Genomic DNA, 14,980 nt, shown 5'->3' on the forward strand with positions numbered 1-14,980 from the left:
AACAGGCAAGATGGAGATGCAGGCCGCGCGCAGGACAGATGGGGAGACGACCGTCAGTGTTGCGGGCGTCACCTTTGTTGCGGATATTTCCGGTGCGTTGTTCTGGGAACAGCAAAGTCTCCTCGTCGTCTCCGATTTGCATCTCGAGAAGGGGTCGAGCTTTGCGCAACGTGGCGTGTTGCTGCCGCCGTTCGATACGACTGCAACCCTCGCACGGTTGGGCGCGGTGATTGCACGGCATGATCCACGCACCGTGATTTCGCTCGGCGACAGCTTTCATGACCGCGAGGCGCACGAAAGATTGTCGCCGGTTAATCGTGAGATGCTGACAGGGTTGCAGGCGCGGCGCGACTGGATCTGGATTTCGGGTAACCACGACCCTTCATTGCCGCGCGATTTCGGAGGCGTCGTGGCTGATGAAGTCGCGATCGGTCCGATCGCGTTCCGGCATGAACCGACCGGCGCCATGGGCGAAATTGCCGGGCATCTGCATCCAAAGGCGCGGGTTTCCACGCGAGGGCGGTCGGTGGAACGCAGATGTTTCGCAAGCGATGGGGCGCGCGCCATCATGCCTGCATTCGGTTCTTACACCGGCGGCTTGAGCATTCGCGACATCGCCTTCGCCGCAATCTTTCAGACGCTTGCTTTCACCGCGCATGTTCTGGGCGACCGCCGCGTCCATGCCATCGCGGCATCGCGTTGCTACTGACTCTCGTTCAAGCCGCTTTGGCTTGCACCTCGCTGCAGAATTCGGCGAGACGATCGGCGAGGCGCAGCGTTGCCGCGCTGGCATTGGGTGAGGCCACCAGTGCAACTTCCGTCTTGTCGATCGGCGCGAAGCCGTCTTTGGCGCTGAGCGTTTGGTGGTCTTTCTGGATCGCGATCTCGGGCAAAATGCTCAAGCCAAGACCTGCCGCCACCGCCGCTTGAATGCCGGACAGGCTCGAACTGGTGTAAGCCATATGCCAGCTGCGACCCGCAGCTTCGATCGCGTGAATGGCGCGCGTGCGATAAAGGCAACCTGTCTGAAAAAACACCAGCGGCAATGATTGCGCTTTCGTGTCGATCGGATTGGCCTTGCTCGTCACCCAATGCACCCGCTCGGGCCAGACCGCAATGCCGCCTCGCTCGCTGGCATCACGCTTGAGCAATGCAAGGTCGATGTCACCGCGTTCGAGGTCGCGTCGCAAATAGACGCTTTGGTCGGCTCGCACGTCGAGCCGCACGCCGGGTCGTGAACGCGCGAAACTCGCAAGCAGCTTGGTCAGGCGATAGGCCGCGAAATCTTCCGGGATACCGAGACGCACGGCACCTTCCGCAGTGGGCCGCGCCAGCACGTCGCGGGCCTCTTCGGCGAGCGAAAGGATGCGCCGTGCATAAGACAGCAATCGTTCGCCGTCTTCGGTGGGGGTCACGGTCTTGCCGTGGCGATGGAGCAGCGTCCGGCCGAAGTCATCCTCGAGGCGCTTGATTTGCTGGCTCACCGTCGACTGCGTGCGGTGAACGCGCTCACTCGCCCGCGTAAAGCCGCCGGCGTCGACCACGGACACGAAGCTGCGCAGGAGATCCAGATCCAGCATGGCACGCTCCATTCATTTTTCAACTGGAAATGATTTTATGATTTAATTTCCAAATAGCAAGGTTGAGGACTAGATCGGATGGCACAAGGAGACATGCCATGACCCACGCTATGTCCGTGCCGGCCGCGCGCAGCACCAACCTGATGCCGCTTTATGTGATCGGCTTTTGCCTGCTCTGGAGCGCCTCATTTGTTGCTGGAAAGATCGGCGTGACCGAATGTCCCCCGCTCGTCTTGTTGACCGTGCGATTTCTCGCGGCTGGAATTCTGGTCCTTGGATTTGCGGCGATCCGTGGTGGCGAATGGAACCTGTCGCGTCGCGATGTTCTGGTCTTTGCCGTGATCGGTGTCGCTAACAACGCGCTTTATCTGGGCCTCGGCTATATCGGACTGAAGACGATTTCGGCCGGGCTTAATGCGTTGATTGTCAGCGCCAATCCGGTGTTCGTTGCGGTCCTCGCCGCGGTGTTTCTGGGCGAGCAGATCACATGGCAGAAGGTCGTCGGATTGCTGCTCGGCGTCGCCGGTGTCGCGCTGATCGTGGCGCATCGCATGTCGGCTGGAACGGACAGTCCGATCGGAATCGCATTCTCGGTTGGCGCCCTCGTGTCGATCGTCGCCGGCACGATTTTGTTCAAGGTCCTGGAGCCCAAGGGAAGTCTGCTGGTCGGCAACGGCATTCAAAACATGTCCGGCGGGCTTGTGCTGTTGCCATTCGCGCTGATGTTCTCGAACTTTTCTGAGGTCGTACCGAGCGGACGATTGCTCCTGGCGCTGGGTTATCTGGTTGTGTTCGGCTCGATCATCGCCTTTGTGCTTTGGTTCCACCTGCTGACGACGATCGGTGCGACGGCAGCCAGCGCCTATCACTTTCTGATGCCGCCGCTCGGAATGCTGTTTGGCTGGATGATTCTCGGCGAGCACGTCGCGGCTTTCGATCTGCTCGGTGTGTTGCCGGTCGCGTTGGGCATTTATCTGGTGACGCGTCCCATCGCTGCCTCGGTCCAGCGCTCCGACTAATTGTCGAGCGCCGTGCCGCGCGTCGGGCAACGGAGGAACCTGCGGTTCTGTGTGGCGTTGCTGCTTGCCACGAGGGACAACGGGTTGAAACAGAACGCGGCCAGGACGGCGCCGGCAACGGCTCATGAAGAACAGACGGGCAAGCCGTCAGGCTTGCGAAAATTCCTGAAGACGCTGGGCCCGGGTCTGATCACCGGTGCATCCGATGACGATCCATCCGGTATCGGCACCTACAGTCAGGCCGGCGCGCAACTCGGATATGGCATCGGCTGGACGATGCTGCTGACATTCCCCCTGATGGTGGCGATTCAGGAAATTTCAGCACGCGTGGGACGGGTGACGGGCCACGGCATCGCGGGCAACGTCTGTCGCTTCTATCCGGCGTGGCTTCTCAATATCATCGTGCTGCTGTTGTTCGTCGCCAATACGATCAATATCGCCGCGGACCTTGCCGCGATGGGCGATGCACTCAAGCTCCTCATCGGCGGCCCGGGATTCCTGTATGTTCTGTTGTTCGGCGTCACCTCGGTGTCGGCGCAGATTTTCCTTGATTACAAGCGCTACAGTGCGATCCTGAAATGGCTGACGCTCAGTCTGTTTGCTTACGTTGCGGCGCTGGCAGTCACAAAGGTTGCGTGGGGCGATGCGATCAAGGGAATTGCGATTCCGCAAGTGCAATGGAATGCGACGTTCCTGACGACCCTGGTCGCGATCCTGGGCACCACGATCTCGCCCTATCTATTCTTCTGGCAGGCCTCGCTGGAGGTCGAAGAGCAGCGCATCGATGCGAAAAAAGAGCCGTTGGTGAAAAATCATCAGGGTGCACGGAAGGAGTTTCGCCGCATCCGTGCCGACACCATCACAGGAATGGCATTCTCCAATCTGATCGCGATCTCGATCATCATTACTGCGTCCGCGACCTTGCACGCCACCGGTAAGACCGACATCGAAACATCCGCCCAAGCGGCAGAAGCCTTGCGTCCCGTCGCCGGTATCTTCGCCGAGTTCATCTTTGCACTCGGAATTATCGGAACGGGACTTCTGGCGGTCCCTGTGCTGGCCGGATCGGCGGCTTACGCCATCGGAGAAGGGCGCCGATGGCCGGTTGGCCTCGACCGCAAACCACGCGAGGCGACGGCCTTCTACTCGGTTCTCGCGCTCTCGGCGGGGATCGGGATCGTGCTGAATTTCACTCCCATCAGCCCGATCTCGGCGCTCTACTGGAGCGCGGTCATCAACGGCGTTCTTGCGGTGCCGGTGATGATCTTGCTGATGACGCTGTCACGACGCCACGATGTGATGAGCAAATTCGTTGTCCGCGGACTTTTATACGGGCTCGGCTGGGCCTCGACCGGTGTGATGGCGGTGTGTGTCATCGCCATGATCGTCGGGTACTTCGTATGATCAATCCTTGCGGAAGATCACCGACGCGAGCCAGCCGGTCGCGAGCGCCATCAACGCGGTGGCGAGTCCATAAAACAGCCCATGCTGGCGGGCGGCGTTGGCGACAAACTGTTCGAAGCCGACCTTGACGATTTCAAACGCTGTGTCGGCTTTGCTGATCAAGACGCCGCCGGACAAGAGCTTGATATCCACGTCATAGGTGCCGATCGGCACTTCGGCCGGCAGCGGAATGCCGGTGCGAAACAGCGTTGGGGTCAGGAATGTCACCGCGCTTTCCTGCTCACGGTAAAGCCCCCGGCTGGTGCGCAGTTTCACGAATGCGATCCTGAAGGGGTCGGTGGCAACCACGTTGGCGACGTCAGGCCCGATCCTCTGTGGCAGAAAAATATTGTCCAGTCCGATCTGCTGCCGCCGCTGCACATCCGGTGCTGCGATCTCGTCGATGGGCCGGTTGGAAAAGATGCCAAGATACGAGGGCACCCGGATGAACTCGCGGGAATCGACGTTGACCCAGATTCCGAGTTTGCGCTCCTTCCGCCGCGTCACCATGTCCGCGCGCGGCCCGCTGACGGTCACGACGATGTCGTAGTCGGTTCGGTCGCGCGATTTGCCGTCGCGTTCGATGGAGCCGAACAGCACAAGTTCTTCACCGGAATAGTTCGGCGTCACCGTGATGCGGTGATTGGAGACCGAAACGATCAGGCTCTCCGCACGCGCGGCATTGCCCGCCATGAAAGCGAGCATGAATGCAGCAACCGTCGGGGCGAGGCGCTGTTTCATCCACCACTCCCGAGGTCGCGGATGGAAAAAAGCTCAGCCGGTTTGATCACGAGTTCGACCGCAAAGCGAATACCCACGGAGAGAATCAAAAGTCCGAGCAGCAGGCGCAGATGTTCGCCGCGGATTCGTTGTCCAGCCCGTGCCCCAAACTGTGCCCCGATCACACCGCCCACCATCAACACGAGGGCGAGGACGGCATCGACGAGGTGGTTGGTGGTCGCGTGCAGGATCGTCGCGAAGATCATGGTGGCGAGGGTCAGCGTCATCGATGTGCCGATCACCGTCGAGGTTGGCACCCGCAGGACATAGATCAGGATCGGAATCAGCAGAAAGCCACCGCCGACGCCCATGATCGCGCCCAGAAACCCGATAAACAGGCCAATGGCGACGACGGGAATCACGGACAGGTAGATCTTGGAGCGCTTGAAACGCATCTTGAGCGGGAGGCCGAGGATCCAGCCCTGGGCTCGCGCCCGGCGCGTCAGCGGCTGCGGACCTTTGCGGGTCCGCAGGATCGCCCGCGCACCCTCCAGAAGCATGAGGGTGCCGACCGTGGTCAGCAGCGCCACATAGGACAGCGCAATAATGAGGTCGAGCTGACCGACCGAGCGCAGCAGTGTGAAGATCCAGACGCCAAGTGCGGTGCCGATGACGCCGCCACTGAGCAGGACCATCGACAAGGCCGGGTCGATGGCTCGCCGTCGCCAGTAGGACAGGGCGCCGGAGAATGACGATGCGGCCATGTGGCTGGAAACCGAAGCGACTGCCACGGCCGGCGAAATTCCGATGAAGATCAGGAGCGGCGTCATCAGGAAGCCGCCGCCAATGCCGAACATGCCGGACACGAAGCCAACGGCTGCGCCCATCGCCAGGATGAGAAACACATTGACGGGAACGTCGGCGATCGGAAGAAACAGTTGCACGCGCGTTCGCTTGGGTTCGGCGGCGGGACTGCACCGAGCCCTCGCAGCAGTGGGTTGCCGCGACGCGGGTGATGCGCCGCGATCCCTGATTAGCCGATATCGCGCGCGGGTGGGTTAAAGAATCGGGGCATCAGAGCGAATAACCCACGACGGGTCAGGTCAGCGTTAAGCTCGTCATAATGAGCTTAACGGGCTGCGCTCTTGGTCGTGTGTGGTTTATGCGATTTTGCTGCGGCTTTAGCTGGTGGCGCGGCGTCCCATCCGCCCGGCGGCGTGCCGACCGCAACCGCATCGTCCGGTTGTGCTTCGGGCGTGAAGGTCTGAATCGCAAGCTTCGCTGCTGCCAGAGACTGCGCATCAAGCCGTTTGGCGATGTCGTCGCGCTTGCGACCGGAATCCGCGTCGCCTTGGGCCGCTGCAAGGCTGAACCACTTGTAGGATTCAGCAAGGTTCTGCTCTACGCCGATACCGCGTGCGTAGAGAATTGCGAGATTGAACTGGCTGTCGGCGACGCCGCGTTCGGCCGCCTTGCGGAACCATTGTGCCGCGCCTTTGTAGTTCGGGCCGGCGCCACCGCCATCGGCGTCGAGCACGGCAAGGTTGTGCATCGCCTTGGCGCTGCCTTTTTCCGCGGCCTGCATGTAGTAGCGGCGTGCGGCCTCAATGTCCTTCTTAGCGCCGAGCCCTTTTTCATAGAGCGCGCCAAGGCGGAAAGTGGCCGGAACGATGCCGCCTTGCGACGCGCGCTCGTACCATTTCATGGCTTCGGCATAGTCGGATGCGACACCCCGGCCTTCCGCATAGCGGACACCGACCTCGAAGGCTGCGCCGGGATCACCCTTGTTGGCGGCTGCACGCAGTGTGGCGCTGCCGATGCCCTCAGGCAGCTTGTCGTTGACCGGGATCAACGCGACTTTGGCTTTTGCCGTCGAAGGAAGCGTCACAGAAACGCGTTCGGCCGGAGCGGGAATTGTCACCGAGCCGGTGATATCAGCCGCAGCCGGTGCGTGAGGCAGGGCCGGAGCAGCGGCGGGCGCCGATGGCAATGCAGGCGGAGACGGCGGTACATTCAAGGACTGGTGGTCGATCGGGGTCGGCGATGTGATGGACGGGACCATCGGCGCGACGTTCTCGGATCGCGGCTCGCCGTTGGTGACCGGCGGCAAAGCCGGTGTCGCTGAACTGGATTCCGCGGCGGGGGGCGACTGCGCACGGTCGTGACCGCTCAGCAGATTCAGGCCCATCTTCACGGTGCCAAGCACGATCACGACAACGCTCGCGCCGACAAGCAGCGCTCGAATTCTGGAAGATACCTTCGATTCGCCGACGGTTGCTGCCTTGGCAGCGTTCCGCGCGGCATCATTCAACGCGGTAACGCGATTGGCTTTGGCGCCTGGCGCCGCGGCGGGAGCTGCCGCAGCGGCTTGCGCGGCGCGGCGCGCAGCCTGAATGAAGTTCGTCGGGCTGACGGGCTCACGTGACCCCGATGAAATCTCGTTGAGCACGACCTCGGAGGCGGCAATGCGCTCGGACGGCGTTCCAACGCGACCATGCTGCAGCTTGGTGCCGGGCTCCAGCGGGTGGTCTGGCGGCAGCGTGGGATCGATCGGGCTGCGCGGCGCGGTGACGGGCCGGCTGGCTTGTGACGGAGGCGCGGGTTGCTCGACTTCGATCGGACGCGAAATTGCGACATCTGCAATCGCGGGCACACGCGGCGGCATAGGCGGTGCGACCGGCGCGCGCTCAATCGGCGCCTGGACGGCAGCCGGATTCGGCAGTTCAGGACGCGGTTGAGGCGTGGCTGCATGGGGCTCCGGCGAGAACGGCGCGTAGGCGCGCGCGTCGGGCATTGGATGTTCACGCAGCGCGTCGCGTGGCGGGGGTGCAGATCGTGCTGCACGCAGGTCACCCTCGATCTGCGCGAGACGATCGACCACATGGCCGAGCGTGTTATGGACCGCCTCGAGCGAGTCCTGCGTGTGGCGATTGGTTTCCGACTGGCTGAAGCGGATGTCGGACAGTTCGCGCTTGATGGTCTCGACAAAGATGCCGTCCGTCGATGCGCTGGACGGCGCCGCCTGCTCGGTGGCGCGTTGCTGTTCGATGTGACGGAGGATGTCAGCCAGGCCTTCTTCGACCCGCGAGAGATTGCCGCCGCGTCCCTGGGCGTTTTCGAGCCGCTCCAGCAGGTGGTGAACCCGCTGTTCGACATGATTCAGGGACGCCGTACTGTCGTTCCCTACCTGGAGGTTATCCAGGCGATCGGAAATCGCGCGCACCGCATTGTCGAAGTAGCCGGTATCGCCGGCCGCGGGCCGGTCGCGCTGCTCGAGCGCGGTTGTCAGGACCGCGATGCGCTGTTCAAGCGCTGACAGGATGTCTCCGTTGCCGCCGGCGTGCGCCAGCTGATCGACCTTCGCCGACAGGGTCTGGAGATGACCGGCGAGGCCATTGAGCGCTTCGTTGGAGGCGACGTTCGACGCAATCGACTTGAGCGCCGTGATCGCGTCTTCAAGCTGATGGATCGTGGAAGGATCGTGACTCGCGCGAACGATCGAATCCACTTTGCCGCCGAGATTGCGGATGGCTTCATCGAAGCCGGCAAACTGTTCCGCCGGCGTCAGCGCGCGCAGCGCGCTGTAGATCTCGCTCAATGCGCGTTCAATCCCGGCCAAAGCGGAGCTGTCGACGCCGGTGTGGCGCGTCTCGTCGATGCGGCGGCCGAGCGAACGGATTTCATTTTCCAGCGATTCGATTTCGCGGCGCGGCAGGGCCTCGGTGATGGTCCGGCGAATCTCGGCGAGCTCGTTACGGAAGCCTTCGATGGACTGCTCGAGGCCGTCGGGACGCCGGAGCGTCGCGATCTGGCTGGTGATTTCGGACAGTTGCCGCTCAAGGCCCGAGAAGTCGGCCTGCGGCTGCAGCGGAGGTGCTGCGTAAACCGGTGGGGGATTGAAAGCGGGATTGACGAAGGACGGCGCAGGCATGTGCGCTGCGGTCGGCTGCGACCCCGGTGATGGGATCAAACCGTCGAGCTGTCCCTGACGCGCAATGATTTCCGCGATCGAGAAATCCATCGGCGACATCGCCGGAGCTGTCGTCGGCGCCGGTCGGTAAGCCGGGGCAGGTTGATAAGAGGCGGCTTGCGCGTTCTGACCAGTGATATGGGAAAGGCGAGCATCGAGCCGCGAGATGGCGTCGTTCAGCTGCCGGGCAACACCGGGGTCGCCCTTGGCGGCGGCTGGTGCGCGAGACATGTGTTCGACCTGACGGGCAATGGAGTCCAGCCGCTTGTGGATCTCGGCGACATCCTGAGCCTCGCGCCTCTGTTCAGGGTTCGGTCCGGGATGGCTTGCGCCAGGATTGTTTGCGCCAGGATGGTTCGCTCCGGGATGGCCGATGGTCGAATTCAGCCAATCACCCAATGACAGGCCGGAGCGGCGCGCGGAGGCCTCGGCCCTCTCAAGGACCGACGGCTCAATTCCGTCTACGCTCAACGATACACGCGCTGCCATGCTTCAGTCCGGTGTCCCGGCGCCCGACTCCTGTCCGGCGCTTTCAGCCGCCCCGTGTCCCTTTGAAGAGACAAGCAAATTCGGACACGAGACGCCTGTTTCCGGTACCGACCATTTATTGTTACGGTAAACACCGGGTTAATGGACGCGGTTTGGGACCGAAAAGTTGTCTGCGCCGGCGGTCGGTTCCCCGAAACGCTGTCTCGCAGAGCGAAATTGACCGACGTGACTGGCGCGGCCCAGTCATGTTGTCGCAACTTCTTTCTATCGTTTGGGAATACGATAGGGTCGCCTCACATTGCCGCATCGCAAAAAAGTTCTTATTGAAGAATCACTTTCAGCCCAATCGAGAGGACGCCATGCCGATCTACAAGGCCCCCGTTGAAGACATGAACTTCCTCCTCAACGACGTATTTCAGATCGACAGGTACAATAATCTTCCCGGCTTCAGCGATGCATCGGCCGATGTGCGCGAGGCGATCCTCGATGAGGCCGCCAAGTTCAGCGAACAGGTGCTGCAGCCGCTCAACAGCGTTGGCGATCTCGAAGGCTGCAAGCGTCACGATGATGCCCGCGTCACCACTCCGACCGGCTTCAAGGAGGCCTTCAAGCAACTGGCAGATGGCGGTTGGATCGGCCTGTCCGCACCGGCCGAATTTGGCGGTCAGGGGCTTCCGACGACGCTTTCGCAGAGCGTCAACGAATTCATGGTCTCGGCCAACATGGCCTTCTCGATGTATCCGGGCCTGACTCAAGGTGCGATGGCCGCCTTGCTGGTGCACGGCACACCGGAGCAGAAGCAGACCTACGTTCCCAACATGGTGGCAGGCAAATGGGCCGGCACCATGAACCTGACCGAACCGCACTGCGGCACCGATCTCGGGCTGATGCGCACCAAGGCGGTGAAGCAGGCGGACGGCAGCTACAAAATCACCGGCACCAAGATTTTCATTTCAGGCGGCGAGCAGGATCTCACCGAGAATATCGTCCACCTCGTTCTGGCGCGCATTGAAGGCGCGCCTGCGGGCATCAAGGGCGTGTCGCTGTTCGTGGTGCCGAAGATGACGATCAACCCTGATGGCACGCTCGGTGCGCAGAACGGCGTCTCGTGCGGCTCGATCGAACACAAGATGGGCATCCACGGCAATTCCACCTGTGTGCTGAACTTCGACAACGCCGTCGGCTGGCTGATCGGCGAAGAGAACAAGGGCATGACGGCGATGTTCGTCATGATGAACGAAGCGCGGCTCGGCGTCGGGGTGCAGGGGCTTGCCCAGTCGGAAGTCGCTTATCAGAACGCGGTCGCTTACGCGAAGGATCGTCTGCAGGGCCGCGCCCTGACCGGACCGCAGGCCAAGGACAAGCCCGCCGATCCGATCATTGTGCATCCCGATGTGCGGCGCACGTTGATGACCATCCGTGCCTTCAATGAAGCGGCGCGCGCGCTGGTGGTGTGGACGTCCCTTAAGAGTGACGTGGCGCACCGCTCCGACGATCAAAAGGAACGCCAGGCGGCGGACGATCACATGGGCCTGATGACGCCGGTGATCAAAGGCATGCTGACCGACGTCGGCTTCGCAAACGCGGCCTCCGCACAGCAGATGTTTGGCGGTCACGGATATATTGTCGAAACCGGTGTGGAGCAGTTCGTGCGCGATGCGCGCATTGCCATGATCTACGAAGGCGCAAATGGCATCCAGGCGCTCGACCTGGTAGGCCGCAAGTTGCCGAAGGATGGCGGCCGGGCCATCACCGCGTTCTTCAACGAAGTGTCGTCCTTCGTGAAGGAGAACGGCGCGAACGAAGCGATGAAGCCTTACGTCGCGCCGCTCGGAGCGTCGGTGCAGCACCTGCAACAGGCGACCATGTGGCTGATGCAGAATGCCATGGCAAACCCTGACAATGCCGGCGCGGCGTCGACCGACTACCTGCATCTCTTCGGCCTCGTTGCGCTCGCCTATATGTGGGCGCGCATGGCCAAGGTCACCCAGGACAAGATCGCAAGTAGCAGCGAGCAGCCTTATCTCAAGTCGAAGCTCGTCACGGGCAAATTCTTCATGGAGCGCATGCTGCCGGAAACAGCGACGCGCCTCGCGCGCATCCAGGCCGGTGCGGCTTCGATGATGGAATTGCCGGCCGAGGCGTTCTGATTTCAATTCTCGCGCCGGTTGCCCGGCGTGGTGCAACAACAATCGCAAGACATCAAAGGATCGAAGGAGAGCGACATGCCTGAGGCATTTATCTACGATCACGTCCGCACGCCGCGCGGCAAGGGAAAGTCCGACGGCTCGCTGCATGAGGTGACGGCGCTGGCGCTGGCGACCGCTCCGCTGAAGGCGCTGAAGGAGCGCAACAACCTCGCGGTGGACAGCATCGACGATGTCGTCCTCGGCGTGGTCGATCCGGTCGGCGAAGCCGGTGGCGACATTGCGCGCTTTGCGGCGATCAATGCCGGTTACGGCACCACGGTTCCCGGTGTGCAGATCAATCGCTTCTGTGCGTCGGGTCTTGATGCGGTGAATTTCGCGGCGGCGCAGGTGATGTCCGGTCAGCACGAGATGACCATCGGTGGCGGTGCGGAATCGATGAGCCGTGTCGGCATCCTTTCATCCGGTGCGGCATGGCCGATGGATCCCTCCATCGCGGTGCCGACCTACTTCATGCCGCAAGGCGTGTCGGCGGATCTCATCGCCACCAAATATGGTTTCTCGCGCGACGATGTCGATGCGTACGCCGTGCAAAGCCAGGAGCGTGCCGCGAAAGCCTGGAGCGAGGGCCGGTTCAAGAACTCCGTCATTCCGGTGAAGGATATCAACGGCCTCACCATCCTCGACAAGGATGAGCATATGCGCCCCGGCACGACGATGCAGTCGCTGGCTCAGTTGCAGCCGTCATTCGCCGTCATGGGCTCCATGGGTGGTTTTGACGCCGTCGCCGTGCAGTCGCATCCGGAAATCGAGGCGGTCAATTATGTGCACCATGCCGGTAATTCATCCGGCATCGTCGACGGTGCAGGTGCGGTGCTGCTCGGCAGCAAGGACGCCGGTGCGAAGCGCGGATTGAAGCCGCGCGCGAAAATCCGCGCCTTCGCCAATATCGGTTCTGAACCGGCGATGATGCTGACCGGCCCGGTCGATGTCACCAAGAAGGTGCTGGAGCGTTCCGGCATGAAGCTTGGCGATATCGATTTGTTCGAGCTCAATGAAGCGTTCGCCTCAGTCGTGCTGCGTTACATCCAGGCGTTCGAAATCGACAACAGCAAGATCAACGTCAATGGTGGAGCGATTGCGCTGGGCCACCCGCTGGGTGCAACGGGCGCGATGATTCTCGGCACCGTGCTCGACGAACTCGAGCGCACCAACAAATCCACCGCTCTTGTCACGCTGTGCATCGGCGGCGGCATGGGAACGGCGACGATCATCGAGCGCGTGTGAGGAGCAAGCCACATGACCTATCAGAATTTCAAGGTAGAGACCGACGTCGACGGCATTGCGCTGGTGACCTGGGACATTCCCGGCAAATCCATGAACGTGGTCGACGAGACCACGGCCACCGAACTCGCAGCGATCGTCGAGCAGACCACGAAGGACGCTGCGGTCAAGGGCGTGGTTATCACGTCAGGCAAGGAGGCCTTCTCGGGCGGTGCTGACCTCACCATGTTAGAGGGCATCAACCGCGCTTATGGCGAATTGCTCAAGACCAAGGGCGAAGAGGCCGCCAACAAGTATGTGTTCGATGAAAGCCGCAAGCTGTCGCTGACGCTGCGCGCCATCGAGACCTGCGGCAAGCCGTGGGTCGCGGCGATCAACGGTCTTGCGCTCGGCGGCGCATTCGAACTGACGCTCGCCTGCCACCATCGCGTCGCGGCGGACAATCCGAAGACCCGTCTCGGCCTGCCGGAAATCAAGGTCGGCCTGTTCCCGGGTGGCGGCGGCACGCAGCGCCTGCCGCGCATCATGCAGACGCAGGATGCACTGCAGATGTTGATGAAGGGCGAGGCGGTCGATCTCGCCAAGGCCAAGGGCTGGAAGCTGGTGGACGAGGTCGTGCCCTCCGCTGACCTCATCAAGACCGCCAAGGAATGGATCAAGGCCGGCGGCAAGGCCGTTGCGCCATGGGACGAGAAGGGCTTCAAGCTGCCGAGCGGCGCTGTCTATTCCAAGGGCGGCACCATGATTTTCCCGCCGGCGAATGCGATCTTCCGTCGCGAGACCTCCGACAACTATCCGGCGGCCCGCGCCATCATGCAGAGCGTGTATGAAGGTCTGCAGGTGCCGATGGATGCCGCGCTGCGCATCGAGTCGCGCTACTTCTCGAAGATCCTGCGCTCGAAGGAAGCGGCGGCGATGATTCGCAGCCTGTTCGTGTCGATGGGCGAACTGAACAAGGGCGCGCGCCGTCCGCCAAACGTTCCGCCGACCAAGGTCAAGAAGCTCGGCATCATCGGTGCCGGCTTCATGGGCGCCAGCGTGGGTTACGTTTCGGCCATGGCCGGGATCGACGTCATCCTGATCGACCGCGACCAGGAAAGCGCCGACAAGGGCAAGGCGCATGCGAAATCGGTGATCGATGGCCAGGTCGCCAAGGGCCGTGCCAAGCAGGCCGATGCCGACGCGCTTCTCGCCCGCATCACGCCGACGGCGGACTACAATGTGCTGAAGGATTGCGATCTCGTGATCGAGGCGGTGTTCGAGGACCGCAAGGTCAAGGCCGATACCTATGCCAAGGCACAGCCGTTGATCGCACCAAACGCGATCTTCGCGTCCAACACCTCGACATTGCCGATCAACTCGCTCGCCGAGGAATGGAAGGATCAGTCGAAGTTCATCGGCATTCACTTCTTCTCGCCGGTGGAGAAGATGATGCTGGTGGAAATCATCGTCGGCAAGAACACCGGCGATGTGGCGCTGGCGACCGCGCTCGATTACGTGCGGCAGATCAAGAAGACGCCGATCGTGGTGAACGACTCGCGTGGCTTCTTCGCCAACCGCTGTGTGTTGCGCTACATCGCCGAGGGCTACGAGATGCTGCTCGAGGGCGTGCCGCCGGCGATGATCGAAAACGCCGGCAAGATGGCCGGAATGCCGGTCGGCCCGCTGTCGCTGAACGACGAGATCGCGATCGATCTCGCGCTCAAGATCATCAAGGCAACGGAGGCTGATCTTGGACCTCAAGCGATCGAGCAGGACCAGAAGAAGCTCCTGATCGAGATGGTCGAGAAGCAGGGCCGTCTTGGCCGCAAGAACGGCAAGGGCTTTTATGATTATCCCGAGAAGGGCAAGGGTCAGAAGAAGCTGTGGCCCGAGTTGAAGACGCTGCAGCCCAAGCATCTCGATCCCGATACGCTCGATGTCGAGGAATTGAAGCAGCGCTTCCTGGTGGTGCAGGCGGTCGAAGCGGCCCGCACAGTGGAAGATCACGTCATCACCGATCCGCGCGAAGCGGATGTCGGCTCGATCCTCGGTTTCGGCTTTGCGCCGTTCACCGGCGGGACGCTGTCCTATATCGACTTCATGGGCACGAAAAAGTTCGTCGAACTGTGCCAGAAGCTCGAGAAGAAGTTCGGATCGCGCTTCACGCCGCCGAAGCTTCTGCTGGACATGGCCTCCAAGGGCGAGACGTTCTATGTGCGCTTCGCACCGAAGAAGCAGGCTGCGTAATCGCGCATCACTCCTGTTGAGAGCGAGTGAAGCTCGCTTTCAACAACGAGGATAAGTCCGACAAAACAAGAAAGGCTGGATCGACGATCCAGCCTTTTG

Annotated in this window: 10 protein-coding genes; 6 read left to right on the top strand and 4 right to left on the bottom strand. The window is 61.8% G+C overall.

Annotated elements, in window-relative coordinates:
- Positions 1–16: 16 nt before the first annotated feature.
- Entirely contained in the window at positions 17–709 is a 693-nt protein-coding gene (gene pdeM / locus ACP0KA_RS12595) for a ligase-associated DNA damage response endonuclease PdeM (protein WP_424631579.1), read from the top strand.
- A gap of 7 nt (positions 710–716) precedes the next feature.
- Here pdeM and ACP0KA_RS12600 read toward each other — a convergent pair whose 3' ends face one another.
- The gene (locus ACP0KA_RS12600; protein ID WP_424629114.1) at positions 717–1,580 is read right to left on the bottom strand and encodes a LysR substrate-binding domain-containing protein; all 864 of its coding nucleotides are present in this window, start codon (positions 1,578–1,580) and stop codon (positions 717–719) included.
- Between the two features lie 98 nt (positions 1,581–1,678).
- On the opposite strand from ACP0KA_RS12600, the gene ACP0KA_RS12605 reads away from it, so the two are divergent.
- Together ACP0KA_RS12605 and ACP0KA_RS12610 are read left to right on the top strand one after the other, a co-directional pair.
- Positions 1,679–2,599 carry a DMT family transporter gene (locus tag ACP0KA_RS12605; protein ID WP_424629115.1) on the top strand — a complete coding sequence of 307 codons (921 nt, stop codon included), beginning with the start codon at positions 1,679–1,681 and terminating at the stop codon, positions 2,597–2,599.
- An 84-nt stretch (positions 2,600–2,683) separates the two neighbouring features.
- Positions 2,684–4,003, top strand: a complete 1,320-nt coding sequence (locus ACP0KA_RS12610) for an NRAMP family divalent metal transporter (RefSeq protein ID WP_424629116.1) — start codon at positions 2,684–2,686, stop codon at positions 4,001–4,003.
- Here ACP0KA_RS12610 and ACP0KA_RS12615 read toward each other — a convergent pair whose 3' ends face one another.
- The 3 genes from ACP0KA_RS12615 to ACP0KA_RS12625 all read right to left on the bottom strand — a co-directional run bounded on the left by ACP0KA_RS12615 (position 4,004) and on the right by ACP0KA_RS12625 (position 9,221).
- A complete protein-coding gene (locus tag ACP0KA_RS12615; protein ID WP_424629117.1) occupies positions 4,004–4,783 on the bottom strand; it encodes a TIGR02186 family protein in 780 nt (259 codons plus the stop codon).
- Entirely contained in the window at positions 4,780–5,706 is a 927-nt protein-coding gene (locus tag ACP0KA_RS12620; RefSeq protein WP_424629118.1) for a sulfite exporter TauE/SafE family protein, read from the bottom strand. Before ACP0KA_RS12620 ends, ACP0KA_RS12615 begins: the two co-directional genes overlap by 4 nt.
- Positions 5,707–5,891: 185 nt before the next feature.
- Positions 5,892–9,221 (bottom strand): hypothetical protein, encoded by a 3,330-nt coding sequence (locus ACP0KA_RS12625; protein ID WP_424629119.1) that lies wholly within the window; start codon positions 9,219–9,221, stop codon positions 5,892–5,894.
- A 359-nt stretch (positions 9,222–9,580) separates the two neighbouring features.
- Between ACP0KA_RS12625 and ACP0KA_RS12630 the strand changes: the two genes are divergently transcribed.
- The 3 genes from ACP0KA_RS12630 (at position 9,581) to ACP0KA_RS12640 (ending at position 14,881) form a co-directional block, all read left to right on the top strand.
- On the top strand, positions 9,581–11,371 hold the full coding sequence (locus tag ACP0KA_RS12630; RefSeq protein WP_424629120.1) for an acyl-CoA dehydrogenase C-terminal domain-containing protein: 1,791 nt from the start codon (positions 9,581–9,583) through the stop codon (positions 11,369–11,371).
- A gap of 75 nt (positions 11,372–11,446) precedes the next feature.
- Positions 11,447–12,655, top strand: a complete 1,209-nt coding sequence (locus ACP0KA_RS12635; protein WP_424629121.1) for an acetyl-CoA C-acetyltransferase — start codon at positions 11,447–11,449, stop codon at positions 12,653–12,655.
- A gap of 12 nt (positions 12,656–12,667) precedes the next feature.
- Positions 12,668–14,881, top strand: a complete 2,214-nt coding sequence (locus tag ACP0KA_RS12640; protein ID WP_424629122.1) for a 3-hydroxyacyl-CoA dehydrogenase NAD-binding domain-containing protein — start codon at positions 12,668–12,670, stop codon at positions 14,879–14,881.
- The last annotated feature ends 99 nt before the right edge of the window (positions 14,882–14,980 follow it).

The organism is Bradyrhizobium sp. SYSU BS000235 (assembly GCF_049747295.1).
GTDB lineage: Bacteria > Pseudomonadota > Alphaproteobacteria > Rhizobiales > Xanthobacteraceae > Afipia.

Bases quoted from the DNA above. Each gene is read 5' to 3' on its own strand.
- pdeM (WP_424631579.1), top strand. From the start codon at position 17: ATGCAGGCCGCGCGCAGGACAGATGGGGAGACGACCGTCAGTGTTGCG.
- ACP0KA_RS12600 (WP_424629114.1), bottom strand. From the start codon at position 1,580: ATGCTGGATCTGGATCTCCTGCGCAGCTTCGTGTCCGTGGTCGACGCC.
- ACP0KA_RS12605 (WP_424629115.1), top strand. From the start codon at position 1,679: ATGACCCACGCTATGTCCGTGCCGGCCGCGCGCAGCACCAACCTGATG.
- ACP0KA_RS12615 (WP_424629117.1), bottom strand. From the start codon at position 4,783: ATGAAACAGCGCCTCGCCCCGACGGTTGCTGCATTCATGCTCGCTTTC.
- ACP0KA_RS12625 (WP_424629119.1), bottom strand. From the start codon at position 9,221: ATGGCAGCGCGTGTATCGTTGAGCGTAGACGGAATTGAGCCGTCGGTC.
- ACP0KA_RS12630 (WP_424629120.1), top strand. From the start codon at position 9,581: ATGCCGATCTACAAGGCCCCCGTTGAAGACATGAACTTCCTCCTCAAC.
- ACP0KA_RS12635 (WP_424629121.1), top strand. From the start codon at position 11,447: ATGCCTGAGGCATTTATCTACGATCACGTCCGCACGCCGCGCGGCAAG.
- ACP0KA_RS12640 (WP_424629122.1), top strand. From the start codon at position 12,668: ATGACCTATCAGAATTTCAAGGTAGAGACCGACGTCGACGGCATTGCG.